General features: G+C 64.4%; 12 protein-coding genes. 9 read left to right on the top strand and 3 right to left on the bottom strand.

Translation table 11 applies throughout. The features are described 5' to 3' along the window. Nucleotides 1–35 precede the first annotated feature (35 nt). From FGL95_RS14310 to FGL95_RS14300, 3 genes are read left to right on the top strand one after another with little or no spacing between them, the layout of a single operon-like run. Nucleotides 36–782, top strand: a complete 747-nt coding sequence (locus FGL95_RS14310; RefSeq protein ID WP_169587830.1) for a hypothetical protein — start codon at nucleotides 36–38, stop codon at nucleotides 780–782. Further along, nucleotides 779–2,335, top strand: coding sequence for a Y-family DNA polymerase (locus tag FGL95_RS14305; protein WP_169587828.1), 1,557 nt, complete (start codon nucleotides 779–781; stop codon nucleotides 2,333–2,335). The genes FGL95_RS14310 and FGL95_RS14305 overlap by 4 nt, the downstream gene beginning before the upstream one ends. 15 nt (nucleotides 2,336–2,350) lie before the next feature. Continuing rightward, nucleotides 2,351–3,103, top strand: coding sequence for an alpha/beta fold hydrolase (locus tag FGL95_RS14300; protein WP_420838046.1), 753 nt, complete (start codon nucleotides 2,351–2,353; stop codon nucleotides 3,101–3,103). A 1-nt stretch (nucleotide 3,104) separates the two neighbouring features. Here the strand turns inward: FGL95_RS14300 and FGL95_RS14295 are convergent, their stop codons facing one another. Continuing rightward, entirely contained in the window at nucleotides 3,105–3,926 is an 822-nt protein-coding gene (locus FGL95_RS14295) for a DUF6597 domain-containing transcriptional factor (protein WP_169587824.1), read from the bottom strand. A gap of 24 nt (nucleotides 3,927–3,950) precedes the next feature. Between FGL95_RS14295 and FGL95_RS14290 the strand changes: the two genes are divergently transcribed. Both FGL95_RS14290 and FGL95_RS14285 read left to right on the top strand, forming a co-directional pair. Then, nucleotides 3,951–4,526, top strand: a complete 576-nt coding sequence (locus tag FGL95_RS14290) for a YdeI/OmpD-associated family protein (protein WP_169587822.1) — start codon at nucleotides 3,951–3,953, stop codon at nucleotides 4,524–4,526. A 32-nt stretch (nucleotides 4,527–4,558) separates the two neighbouring features. Continuing rightward, complete coding sequence (locus tag FGL95_RS14285) at nucleotides 4,559–5,422, top strand: sucrase ferredoxin (RefSeq protein ID WP_169588224.1); 864 nt, start codon at nucleotides 4,559–4,561, stop codon at nucleotides 5,420–5,422. Between the two features lie 118 nt (nucleotides 5,423–5,540). Here FGL95_RS14285 and FGL95_RS14280 read toward each other — a convergent pair whose 3' ends face one another. Further along, complete coding sequence (locus tag FGL95_RS14280) at nucleotides 5,541–6,458, bottom strand: SDR family NAD(P)-dependent oxidoreductase (RefSeq protein WP_169587820.1); 918 nt, start codon at nucleotides 6,456–6,458, stop codon at nucleotides 5,541–5,543. Between the two features lie 125 nt (nucleotides 6,459–6,583). Here FGL95_RS14280 and FGL95_RS14275 point away from each other — a divergent pair, with 125 nt between their 5' ends. After that, nucleotides 6,584–9,862 (top strand): error-prone DNA polymerase, encoded by a 3,279-nt coding sequence (locus tag FGL95_RS14275; RefSeq protein WP_169587818.1) that lies wholly within the window; start codon nucleotides 6,584–6,586, stop codon nucleotides 9,860–9,862. 18 nt (nucleotides 9,863–9,880) lie between these two features. Next, nucleotides 9,881–10,759: a DUF4349 domain-containing protein gene (locus FGL95_RS14270; RefSeq protein WP_240962986.1), complete on the top strand. Its 879-nt coding sequence runs from the start codon at nucleotides 9,881–9,883 to the stop codon at nucleotides 10,757–10,759. Here FGL95_RS14270 and FGL95_RS14265 read toward each other — a convergent pair. Continuing rightward, nucleotides 10,744–11,208, bottom strand: coding sequence for a TrmH family RNA methyltransferase (locus FGL95_RS14265; RefSeq protein WP_169587816.1), 465 nt, complete (start codon nucleotides 11,206–11,208; stop codon nucleotides 10,744–10,746). The two genes, FGL95_RS14270 and FGL95_RS14265, sit on opposite strands and share 16 nt — an antisense overlap. A 33-nt stretch (nucleotides 11,209–11,241) precedes the next feature. Between FGL95_RS14265 and FGL95_RS14260 the strand changes: the two genes are divergently transcribed. Beyond that, nucleotides 11,242–11,853 (top strand): pentapeptide repeat-containing protein, encoded by a 612-nt coding sequence (locus FGL95_RS14260; protein WP_169587814.1) that lies wholly within the window; start codon nucleotides 11,242–11,244, stop codon nucleotides 11,851–11,853. A 12-nt stretch (nucleotides 11,854–11,865) separates the two neighbouring features. Next, on the top strand, nucleotides 11,866–12,705 hold the full coding sequence (locus FGL95_RS14255) for a bifunctional methylenetetrahydrofolate dehydrogenase/methenyltetrahydrofolate cyclohydrolase (protein ID WP_169587812.1): 840 nt from the start codon (nucleotides 11,866–11,868) through the stop codon (nucleotides 12,703–12,705). Nucleotides 12,706–12,707: the final 2 nt, after the last annotated feature.

Raw genomic sequence — 12,707 nt, 5'->3', positions numbered from 1 at the left:
TGGGCCGAAGGTAGCGGAGTCATGGGGATGAAGAGTTGAGCATTTCAGTCGAGTTTTCGGGGCTGTCCAAGCAGGAACGCCTGGATCGGTTGCGCAGCCGAATGGCTGCGGTGCCCACGCGTGGGGAGGCGGTCTCGGAGCGACTGCACGTCGAGGACGAATCCGCCGAGATGCTGGCCGTCCCGCCCGCTCTGGCAGGTCTGTTGCCGAGGGGAGGGTTGGCGCGGGGGTCGGTGGTGTCGTTTTCGGGGGCGAGTTCGCTGCTGCTGGGCCTGCTCGCCTCGGTCACGGCGGCAGGCGGCCACGCTGTGGTGATCGGTCGTCCTCGGCTCGGCCTGCTCGCCGCAACCGAAATGGGCGCTCAGCTTCGCCGCATTGCGCTCGTTCCGGACCCGGGATCCGATCCGGTGGAGGTGGCGGCTGTGTTGCTCGACGGGATGGATCTCGTCGTGCTCGGGTTGGGCGGTGCCACGATCGCCCCGTCGCGGGCACGAGCAGTGATTGCCCGGGCGCGAAGCAAACGATGCACTCTGCTCGTGACGGATGGGCAGTGGAGTGGTGCCGATCTCCGGATCGACGCCAAGGTGATCGGCTACGACGGCTTGGGTCGAGGAACAGGCCGGTTGCGATCGCTGCAGTTGGCGGTCCGTACGCAAGGTCGCTCGGCAGTCCCAGCGGCAGGACGACTGGATTTGCAGGTAGTGGCCGGTCGGGTCGAGTGGATCGAAGCCGCACACCGGCCCGGTGTGGTCACACCGCTTCCGGAGGCGGTGTCGCTGTGAAGCGTGTGCTCGCCTTGTGGTGTCCGGACTGGCCGGCGATCGCAGCAGCGGTAGCAGCGGACATATCGCCGACGGGGCCTGTTGCAGTGACATCGGCGAATCGGGTCATCGCCTGCTCTGCCACCGCACGGGCAGAGGGCGTGCAGCGTGGGCTGAAGCGGCGTGAGGCGCAGGCAAGATGCCCGGATTTGTATGTTGCAGTAGCAGATTCGGATCGCGATGCACGATTGTTCGAGCCTGTTGCCGCTGCGATCGACGCTGCTGCGCCAGGTGTCGAGGTATTGCGCCCGGGGTTGCTCGTCCTGTCGGCACGCGGAGTCAGCCGGTACTTCGGGTCCGAACATGCTGCTGCCGAACGCCTCGTCGACGAAGCATCCGCTGTCGGTGTCGAATGTCAGATCGGAGTTGCCGACGAGTTGTCCACTGCGGTGATCGCCGCCCGCAAAGCAAAGATTGTTCCGCCCGGTGGTGGTGCGCAATTCCTCGGTCCGCTCGCCGTTGCCGAACTGGCTGCCGAACCGAGCCTGGCAGCTCCGGAGCGTACTGACCTGGTAAATCTGTTGCACCGCTTGGGATTGCGCACGATAGGTGATTTCGCGGCGTTGACGCCGGTGGACGTGGCCTCCAGGTTCGGCACCGACGCTGTCGCGGCTCATCGAAGTGCGCGTGGCGAGCCGGAGCGGCCGCCGTCTGCCCGCGCACTTCCGCCCGATCTCGAAGTGGAGCAGCAGTGCGATCCGCCGATCGACCGAGTGGATGCCGCGGCGTTCGCAGGCCGGTTTCTCGCCGAGCAATTGCACGTCAAGTTGGCCGCAGCGGCTGTGGCGTGCACCCGGTTGCTCGTGCAGGCGAGCACCGGCAATGGCGAACACCTGTCCCGCACCTGGAGATGCGCAGAGCCGCTGACACCGGAGGGCACGGCGGACCGGGTTCGATGGCAGCTGGATGGCTGGTTGACCGGTCGCAGCGAGGCCAAGCCGACCGCAGGCATCATCAGACTGCGGTTGGAGCCGGTCGAGGTCGTGGCGGCAGGTGCGCTGCAGCTGGGGCTGTGGGGTGGGGTCGGTGACGACGACGAAAGGGCGCGTCGTGCCCTCGTCAGGGTCCAGGGCCTGCTGGGTGGTGCCGCTGTGCAAGTCGGCGTCCTCAGCGGCGGAAGAGGGCCGGGGGAGCGGATCACGCTCGTGCCACTCGGGGACGAGTTGGCGCCCGAAGCCGACCCCGCTGCGCCTTGGCCGGGCAAACTTCCCGAACCGGCACCCGCCGCCGTGCTGGACAGCAGGCCTGAAGTGGCCTTGGAAGACGACGCAGGGGCTCCGGTGCTGGTCACCGACCGCGGCACCTTCAGCGCAACTCCGATGCAATTGCGCTGGGGAACGATGGCATGGCAGCTCCAGGGCTGGGCAGGTCCGTGGCTGGTGGACGAACGATGGTGGGATCCCGCAGGCCACCAGGCTGCCCGCGTTCAGGTGCAACTGTCCGGGGAAGGGCAGAAGGCGCTGCTGCTCATCTGCCACGGCCAGAGCTGGAGTGTGGAGGGAGTGTATGAGTGACTACTGTTTCTTGGCGTGGAGATGACCGCGACAAAGGTGACACTGGGCGACGTGAGCATCGCCTACCGCGATTCCGGAGGTGTCGATCCGATTCCCGTCGTCTTGGTACACGGCATGGGCGGCGACGGTCATACGTGGGATCATTTCGCGCGCAGCCTGATTCAGGGCGACCGGCGGGTGATCATTCCGGACCTGCGCGGTCATGGCCGCAGCGCACACACGGCGTCCTACCTTTTCGACGAATTCGGCGACGATGTCGCGCGCCTGTGCGAGAACCTCGAGCTGACCAAGGTCGACCTGGTCGGGCATTCGCTCGGCGGATATGCCGTGTCGAGGGTCGCGGCGAACGATCCTGACCTGGTCCGTCGACTCGTCATCGAAGAATGCCCGCTGCCGTTGCGGCCAGGTGATACGCCGACATCGATGACCGGCCGATTCCCATCGCCGCCCGAACTGTGGCATGCCGCATCGAGCGTGCTCCGGCACCCTCGCACCGTCCTCGCGTTCGATCGATCGATGACGAAGTCAGCACTGGCGCAGTTTCGTAAACCGAATCCGCAATGGTGGGACCAACTCTCGGATATCACGGCAAGCACGCTGATCCTGTACGGAGGCGCAGGTGGAATGGTCGATCCGGTCAAACTGGAGGCTGTTCTCGCCGCGCTGAACGACTGCCGCGCAATGCGTTTCAAGTCAGGGCACAGCATTCACCGAGACCGCTACAGCGATTTCGAGATGGCAGTACTGCCGTTCCTCATGGCGAGCTGAGTCAGCCGCGCGGGTGCCAGCTCCGCGTCTCCCGAGCGTAGGTCGCAGGCGGGGTGCCGACGGCGGCGGTGAATGCGCGAATGAGGTGGGCTTGATCGCTGAAGCCGAGGTGATCGGCCAGTTCGGCCCAGACGACCGAACCGCTGTGGGCTCGCTCGGCCGCGTCGAGCAGGCGGCGGCGTTGAATCACCCATTTCGGTCCGATGCCGACGTATTCGGTGAACAGCCGCTGCAGTGTGCGGGGGCTCACGCCTGCCAGCGCCGCGACTTGATCGACGCGGTGGATGCTCTCGTCCGACTCGATGCGCTCGACGATGTCGGCGACCTCGTCTACCGTCGGATCTGCTTCGGGCACAATCATTTCAAGATACTGCTCGACGTCGGCAACCATTGCGTCGCGATCCTCGCTGGCAAGCACGCGACGTGCGACAGGTGCGTCGTCCCGGTACAGCAACTGCGCAGCCGGCACCACCTTGCCCTCTAGCTCGCCGACGCTCGACCGCAGAAAAGGCCGAAAACCACCGGCACGGAACGCCACACCGATCACCTGTCCCGACGTGGTGAACGAACGATAGAACGGTTCCCGTGACACGCCGTGCACCAGTAACCGACCGGCTTCGGCGGCCAGATGCACCTTCGGTTGCGGCAGCACCTGCTGCCGATGTTCCGTCGTGACCGTCCAGCGGACGATCCACAGGTAGTCGATGAAGGGGCGCAAGGATTCTCGCGGATGATGCCTGGTCAAGTCGAGGAGTGGTTCGGCGAGGTCCGGCCGCAGGATTGCGTTCGGTTCTCCTCGCGGTTGCTCCGCGTCGTCGACCACGAAACGCAATTCTAGAGTGGAACCATGACGGCACAGGAACGGGCGACCGAGTTCTTTTCCGACGAGACCGAATTTCGCGACTGGTTGGAAAGCAATCACGCTGTTTCCGAAGGGGTTTGGCTGAAGTTCGCGAAGAAGGGGACCGGAATCGTCTCGCTGAACCACGCCCGGGCGCTCGATGTCGCGCTGTGTTACGGCTGGATCGATGGACAGGCGAAGTCGATCGACGACACCTACTACCTACAGGGCTTCACCCCGCGCCGTGCACAGAGTCCGTGGTCGAAACGCAACCAGGACAAGGTCGCCGAGTTGATCGAACAAGGCCTGATGCAACCGGCGGGGCAGGCGGAAATCGATCGTGCGAAGGCGGACGGGCGCTGGGACCGCGCCTCCGACACCCCCAGCACGGCCAAGCCGCCTCAGGATTTCCTCGACGAACTCGCGAAAAACCCTGCGGCAGAGGCATTCTTCGCCACCTTGACGCAGCGCCACCATTTCGCCGTCCATAAGCAGCTCAACGACGCCAAGAAGCCGGAAACCAGGGTCAGGCGTATTGCGAAGTTCATCGAGAAGCTTGCCGAGGGCAAGCCGATCGTGTAGCTGATTAGTCTGGTCGGGTGACCGCCGACCCGATGACCTGCTCAGCTGCGTCCGCCATCGACGAGCCACTTCCTGGTACTGCCGCGAACGTGACGTCGTGGCTGTGCGTCGAGCATCCCGGCGCGTGGGGCAGGGACGTGCTCGGTGACAGCGTGCTCGGCGTCGAGCTATCGGCGGAGCTGGCCGCCCGGACCGCTGCGGCGGGTGTTCGGTTGATGCTGATCCGGCGACCCGGCAGGACGTATCTGTCCCGGCCGCGGACCGTGCTGCTCGCCAACTCGGTGCCCGGCAACACCTGGTGCGAGCAGGTGGCAATAGACGAGCTCGACGAGCTGCTTGATATCGACCTATCGCGGCTATCCGGTGCGGCCCCTGGGATCGGTGCCGCAGTCGAGGGTCCCGTTGTGCTCGTGTGCGCGCATGGCAAACGTGATCAGTGCTGTGCTCTCTTCGGGCGCCCGATCGCTGCTCGTCTCGCGGCGACTTTTCCCGACGTTGTCTGGGAGTGCTCACACACGGGCGGTCACCGATTCGCGCCGTCGATGATCGTGCTGCCGACCGGTTACACCTACGGCCGGCTGGACGGGGACAGAAGCGAGACGGTGGTCGCAGCGGCGTTGGCAGGACGAGTGTCCAGCGATGGGCTGCGCGGCCGAAGCTCCTACGGTGCGGCTGCGCAGGCCGCCGAAGTCGCCGTGCGTGAACAAGTCGACGCCGGTGTGGACGATTTGACCGTCACCGATAGCGACGGTCTACCGGTGGTCGTTCATCGGGACGGTCGACGGTGGGAAAGTGCGGTCCGAATTGCGACGTTACCGCCGCGCCCGGCAAGTTGCGGGGCGGTTGCTAAGCCTGTCGACACGGTGACTGTCACCGTGCGTGCCGCGACTACCTAAAGATCTTTTCGTTGAAATGTGTAACGGTCTGCCTGACCTGCGCTATTACTAAATAGCCTCGCCGGCAGACCCCCGACCCGCCGGCGAGGCTCTTTATTGTCCGGGCACTAGTCCGGCGTTACCACTGGGCGCCTGGGACGATGCGGGCGATCCGCTGGGCAACCTTTGCCGCCCCCTTGGGCACCTTCACGTCCAACGGCTTGGTAGGCGATTCGCCGGCTGGCTCGGTGAGCCCTTTCGATGCCGCGGACTCGCCGTAGCGCCGGTAGTACTGGTGCAACACTCGATCTTTGAGCCGTGGCGCTACCAGTGCGCCGTATTCGGCAAGGGTGCCGAGGGGAACATCGATTCGTTTCGGTCGCTGGATCAGTGCGCGCATGACGGTTGCCGCGGCCCACTCAGGACTTGCTGCGGCGACGGGGTTCTGCTTCCCGGTGGGCGCGATCATCGGCGTCTCCACCAGCGGCATGTGGATCGTGGTGAACGTGATTCTGTCGGCGAATGTCTCGGATGCGGTGACCTCGGAAAACTTGTCCAGCGCCGCCTTGCTCGCCAGATACGCCGAGAAGCGTGGTGTGCTCATCTGGACCCCGGCGCTGCTGATGTTCACGATGTGGCCGAACTTGCGTTCGCGCATGTGCGGTAGCAACGCGAGGATCATGCGGACCGCGCCGAAGTAGTTGACCGCCATCGTGCGCTCGAAGTCGTGGAGGCGATCGGTCGACCGATAGACGGATCGTCGTATCGAACGGCCGGCGTTGTTGACCAGCATGTCCACGTGTCCGTGCTCGTCCAGGATCGACGTGACGGTGGTATCGACCGCATCGGAGTCGGTGACATCGCATTGGTAGGCGAACGCTTTGCCGCCGCTTGCGCGAATCTCGTCGACCACGACCTCTAGTTCATCCGCGCGGCGGGCCAGCAGGAAGACTGTGGCACCCTTGGCTGCGGCGGCGACCGCGGAGGCGCGGCCGATTCCTGACGACGCGCCGGTGATGATCACGTGGCGCTCGGCCAAAGCATCTTTGCTTGTCATAACGCCTAACTTACTCCAAAGTAAGTTCGAGCGGAAGATCGTGTCGGTGTCCGAATGTATGTTCTATTCATGTCGCTGATCACCGCCTCCGAACTGGCCTTATGGGCCGGGATCGAGGCTGCGTAATGGGCTGGGATCATGGGCCGCCAACGTGGTCCGAGTTGGAGCGTGTGCTGTCGGGCAGGCCAGGACGCACCAATCCGGAGGCGATGTATCCGGGCGACGGTGGGGATAGTCCTGCCTGGTCGCGTAAGCGGGGTCCCTATCAAGCCGGGGCGATCGAACCTGTCGGGCCGAGCGTTCCGTATGCGGAATTGCATGCCCACTCTGCCTACAGCTTCCTCGATGGTGCGAGCCATCCGGAGGAGTTGGTCGAGGAGGCAGTGCGGCTGGGGCTCGAAGCGATAGCGATCACCGATCACGACGGGTTCTACGGCATCGTGCGCTTCGCCGAGGCGGCAAAGGAATTGGGCATGCGGACCGTCTTCGGCTCCGAATTATCCTTGGATTCAACCGATTCCCGCACCGGAGCACCCGATCCCGACGGCACGCATCTGCTCGTGCTCGCGAGGGGACAGGAAGGATATCGGCGGCTGTCACGGGCGATCGCCGCAGCTCACCTTGCCGGCGGCGAGAAGGGCATTCTTCGCTACGACTACGACGCACTCACCGAGGCTGCAGGCGGGCATTGGCAGATCCTGACGGGCTGCCGAAAGGGTCACGTCCGCAGAGCGCTCGAGTCCGGCGGTCCGGGTGCGGCAGCTGCTGCGTTGGGGGATCTGGTCGATCGGTTCGGTCATGATCGAGTTGTTGTCGAACTCACCCATCACGGAATACCCGAAGACGACGAGCGCAATGCGCGGCTGGCAGAGCTTGCCGGGCAATTCGGGTTGCGGGTGATCGCAACTACCGGAGCGCATTTCGCGCATCCGCGCGGTCGCAGGCTGGCGATGGCAATGGCCGCAGTCCGGGCGCGGCAGAGTTTGGACGAGGCTGCGGGCTGGTTGGCGCCGACCGGTGGCGCCCATCTGCGGTCCGGGGCGGAGATGGCGCAACTGTTCGCGCAACATCCGGATGCGGTCCGCAATGCGGCCGAGCTCGGTCTGGAATGCTCGTTCGACCTGCGCCTGATCGCGCCGAAGCTACCGCCGTTCGACGTACCAGCCGGATACACGGAGAACAGTTGGCTGCGCGAACTCGCCATGTCGGGTGCTCGACGCAGATACGGCGAGCCGTCCGACAAGCCGAAGGCATACGACCAGATCGAACACGAGCTGAGAATCATCGAGGAGCTGGGTTTTCCGGGGTACTTCCTGGTTGTGCACGACATCGTGTCCTTCTGCAAGGCCAACGACATCCTTTGTCAGGGAAGGGGATCGGCCGCGAATTCCGCGGTGTGTTACGCGATCGGGATCACCAACGTCGACCCGGTCGGGAACGAGTTGCTTTTCGAACGGTTCCTCTCGCCCGAACGAGACGGGCCGCCGGATATCGATGTCGACATCGAATCCGATCGTCGCGAGGAAGCGATCCAGCACGTCTACAACAAGTACGGACGCGCCTACGCGGCTCAGGTGGCGAACGTGATCACCTACCGGGGCAAGTCGTCGGTCCGGGATATGGCTCGCGCACTGGGGTTTTCGCAAGGTCAGCAGGATGCGTGGAGCAAGCAGGTGAACCGCTGGAGCGGTATCGGTAAAGAAGTCGGAACCGACATCCCGGTGGCGGTCCTCGAACTCGCCGAGCAGATCGAGGGCTTTCCCCGGCACATGGGCATCCACTCCGGCGGCATGGTGATCTGTGACCGGCCGATTGCAGACGTATGCCCCGTCGAATGGGCGCGAATGCCCAACCGAAGTGTGTTGCAGTGGGACAAAGATGATTGTGCCGCAGTCGGATTGGTGAAGTTCGACATGCTCGGGCTCGGCATGCTCTCGGCGCTGCACTACATGATCGACATGGTTGCCGAGCACAAGGGAATCGAGGTCGACCTCTCGCAGCTGGACCTGACCGAAGCTGCGGTCTACGAAATGCTGCAGCGCGCCGATTCGGTCGGCGTGTTCCAGGTCGAGTCTCGAGCACAGATGGCTACGTTGCCGCGGCTGAAGCCACGCACGTTCTACGACTTGGTCGTCGAGGTCGCGCTGATCAGGCCGGGGCCCATCCAGGGCGGGTCGGTGCACCCGTACATCCGACGCCACAACGGATTGGAGCCGGTCACCTACGACCATCCTTCGTTGGAGAACTCGTTGCGCCGGACCAAAGGTGTTCCGCTCTTCCAGGAGCAGCTGATGCAGATGGCGATCGATGTTGCGGGATTTTCGGCGGCGGAGGCCGACCAGCTTCGCCGTGCGATGGGATCCAAACGGTCGCCCGAACGGATGGAACGCCTCAAAGACAGGCTCTATCAAGGGATGCGCGAGTTGCATGGCATTCCTGACGATGTCGCGGACCGCATCTACGAAAAGCTCTACGCCTTCGCGAATTTCGGCTTCCCCGAAAGTCATTCGCAAAGTTTCGCCTCGTTGGTGTTCTACTCGTCATGGTTCAAGCTGCACCATCCGGCGGCGTTCTGCGCGGGACTTCTTCGGGCGCAACCGATGGGGTTCTATTCCCCACAATCTCTGGTTGCCGATGCGCGCAGGCACGGCGTCGTCGTGTCAGGCCCGGACGTGAACGCGAGCCGGGCCGACGCGACGCTCGAACAACAGGGATTGCAGGTCCGGCTGGGGCTCGGAGATGTCCGGCATATCGGGACGGAATTGGCGGAACGAATTGTGGCTGGCCAGCCCTATACCTCGTTTCTCGATCTGACCGGGCGAGTCGAACTCTCCGTCGCGCAGGCGGAATCGCTCGCGACGGGTGGCGCGCTCGGGTGCTTCGGCATCACCCGCCGAGAAGCGTTGTGGGCCGCCGGAGCTGCGGCAGGGGAACGGCCGGATCGGCTGCCAGGCCTCGGCGCATCCACCAAGGCTCCCGCACTGCCAGGTATGAGCGATGTCGAGTTGTCGGCAGCCGATGTCTGGGCAACCGGGGTTTCGCCCGGCGCGTACCCGACGGAATTCCTTCGGCCGCAGCTTGACGCGCTGGGCGTGGTCACGGCAGATCGGCTCTTGCAGATACCCGACGGCGATCGCGTGTTGGTCGGGGGAGCGGTGACCCATCGGCAACGTCCGGCTACGGCTGCAGGGGTGACGTTCATCAATCTCGAAGACGAGACGGGGATGGTCAACGTCGTGTGTTCGGTGGGGTTGTGGGCAAAATATCGCAGGCTCGCTCAGACTGCTCCGGCGTTGCTGATCCGGGGCAAGGTGCAGAACGCCGAAGGGGCGGTCACGGTGGTCGCGGACCGATTGCAACGAATGGATTTGCGAATTACGGCAAAGTCCAGGGACTTTCGATGATTCGGCTAACCTCGGGACATGAAGCGGATCCTATTCGTGATGTTTGTCGCGGTTTCATTCTTGGTCGCCGGCTGTGGCGACGACTCCAAGTCCACCTCCGAGCCAAAGTCCGATTCGGTCGCGTCTCCTGCGATCGCACCGGCGGCTCCGGCGCCGCGGAGCATGGAGACGCAGAGCAACACGCCGCCGGGGGATACGGACGCAACGGAGCGGAAGGAGATCACCACCGGAAGCGTCTACATCACGGCGAAGGATCCGATCGATTCCGCACACAAGGCGATCAGCAAGGTCGAAGCTTTGCAAGGTCGCATCGACGACCGGACCGAGCAGCCTGGCACCGACAACACGACGCCGAGCGCGTCGTTGACCGTGCGGGTGCCATCGGCCAAGACGGACCAGCTGATCGAGGAGCTGCAACAACTGGGTCGCGTCACCAACATCACGATCAGCAAGAGCGACGTGACGATGCAGGTCGAGGATCTCGACGCCCGCATCAAAGCGCTGCAGACCTCGGTCGATCGCCTCCGCGCGTTGATCGCCGGTGCTGCCAACACGGCCGACCTGCTGGAGGCAGAGAATGCACTATCGAGCAGGCAGGCCGATCTCGACAGCCTGACTGCACAGAAGCGGCGACTCGACGATCAGATCGACTTGTCTACGCTCACCATTCAATTCACCACCGAAGACGTGACGCCGCCGAACCCCGATCCGGGCCCGTCCAACTTCTGGGACGGCATCGTGTCCGGCTGGAACTCACTGGTGGATGCGTTAGCCGACGCAGTCGTGTTCGTGGGCAAGGCAATTCCGTGGCTGGCGTTCTTCGGCGTGATCGGTGGCGTCGCGTGGTTCGGATTCCGCGCGGTCCGCCGGCGAGGATCTAGTCAGACCCCGTCCTGAAAGTCGTTCTGCCGCCAGGCTTCGTAGAGGGCCACGGCGGCGGCGTTGGCCAAATTCAGCGACCGCCGGCCAGGCAGCATCGGGATGCGTAGTTGCGCGGTGATGTGTGGGTCGGCGAGCACCTCGTCGGACAGCCCAGTCGGTTCCGGGCCGAAGAGGAGCACGTCACCCGCGCGATAGGCGATGTCGGCGTACGAAGTGCTGGCGTGCGCGGTGAAGGCGAACACCCGGTCCGGCTCGAGTGCGTGCCAAGCAGAGGGGAGGTCTGGGTGCACGGTGACCGACGCCAGGTCGTGGTAGTCGAGTCCCGCTCGGCGGAGCTTCGGCTCGGACATGTCGAAGCCCAACGGGCCGACGAGGTGCAGCTCACACCCTGTTCCGGCGACCAAACGGATCGCATTGCCGGTGTTGGGTGGGATACGGGGCTCGTGAAACATCAGTCGGAACACGCGTTAAGGGTGTCAGAGGCGGACAATGGAGAAATGTCTGCCGCCAACTTCGAAGAATTCGTCGGGGAGGACTACTCCGAGGCGCAGCTGGCCGACTCGCGGTGGGTCGACCGGCACTACACCAAATGCTCGTTCCGCGAAGCCGACCTGGCTGGGCTGCATACCCAGCGTGTGGTCTTCAGCGAGTGCGATTTCACCGGAGCCGACATGAGCCAGACGCGGCATGTCGCTTCGGCGTTCCGATCGTGCACGTTCAGCGGAACGACGTTGTGGCACAGTAGTTTCAAACACTCGACGATGCTCGGTTCGGTCTTCACGCGGTGCCGATTACGGCCGATCGAGCTGGTATCGGTCGACTTCTCGCTCGCATCGCTCGGCGGTGCGGACCTCCAGAAGGTCGACCTCAGCGACTGTCGGTTCAGGGAGGCGATTCTGGTGCAGGCTGACCTTCGCGGCGCGTCGCTGAACTCGGTGGACCTCCTTGGCGCGCGGACGACAGGATTGCGGTTGGAGCACGCCGATCTGCGAGGGGCGCACATCGACGCGCAGCTGTGGACGACGGCCAAACTGACGGGTGCGCACATCGAACTCGCACAAGCCGCGGCGTATGCGCGGGCCAATGGGCTCAAAGTGGAACTGAGCTGAAAGAATGGTCGCGTGATTCTCCTGGATGGCAAGGCGACCCGGAACGAAATCTTCGAAGACCTGACCAAACGGGTCACGCTGCTGCGAGAACGCGGCATCACGCCCGGGCTGGGGACTGTCCTCGTCGGCGACGATCCCGGCTCGGCGACCTACGTGCGGCTCAAGCACAGCGACTGCGCAAAGGTTGGGATCAACTCGATTCGTCGTGACTTGCCTGCGGATGCGAGTCAGGCGCAGCTGAACGACGCGATCGACGAGCTCAATGCCGACCCAGCGTGCACGGGCTACTTGGTGCAGCTCCCGCTGCCCAAACACCTCGACGAGTACGAGGTGCTCGAGCGCATCGATCCGGACAAGGACGCGGACGGACTGCACCCGGTCAACCTGGGCAGGCTGGTGCTCGGTAAGGCCGCTGCGCTGCCGTGTACACCGCAGGGTGTTCTTGCCTTGCTGCGCCGTTTCGACGTGCCGATCGCTGGGGCGAATGTCGTGATCGTCGGGCGTGGTTCGACGGTCGGCCGGCCGCTCGGGCTGCTGCTCACCCGGCGCACGGAGAACGCGACGGTCACGCTCTGCCACACCGGCACAAAGGATCTCGCTGCCGAAGTGCGCCGAGCAGACATCGTCGTTGCTGCGGCAGGAGTGCCCGGACTGATCACTGCGGACATGATCAAGCCGGGTGCCGCAGTGGTCGATGTGGGTGCCGCTCGCGGGCCCGATGGCCGCGTGGGCGACCTCGCTCCCGACGTCGCGTCGGTCGCGGGCTACCTGTCGCCGAATCCGGGCGGCGTAGGTCCGTTGACTCGGGCGTTCCTGATCTCCAACGTCGTCGAGCGGGCCGAACGGGAGTGAAC

Source organism: Antrihabitans stalactiti, from assembly GCF_012932915.1.
Lineage (GTDB): Bacteria > Actinomycetota > Actinomycetes > Mycobacteriales > Mycobacteriaceae > Antrihabitans > Antrihabitans stalactiti.
This window is presented reverse-complemented; position numbering and strand designations above follow the sequence as displayed.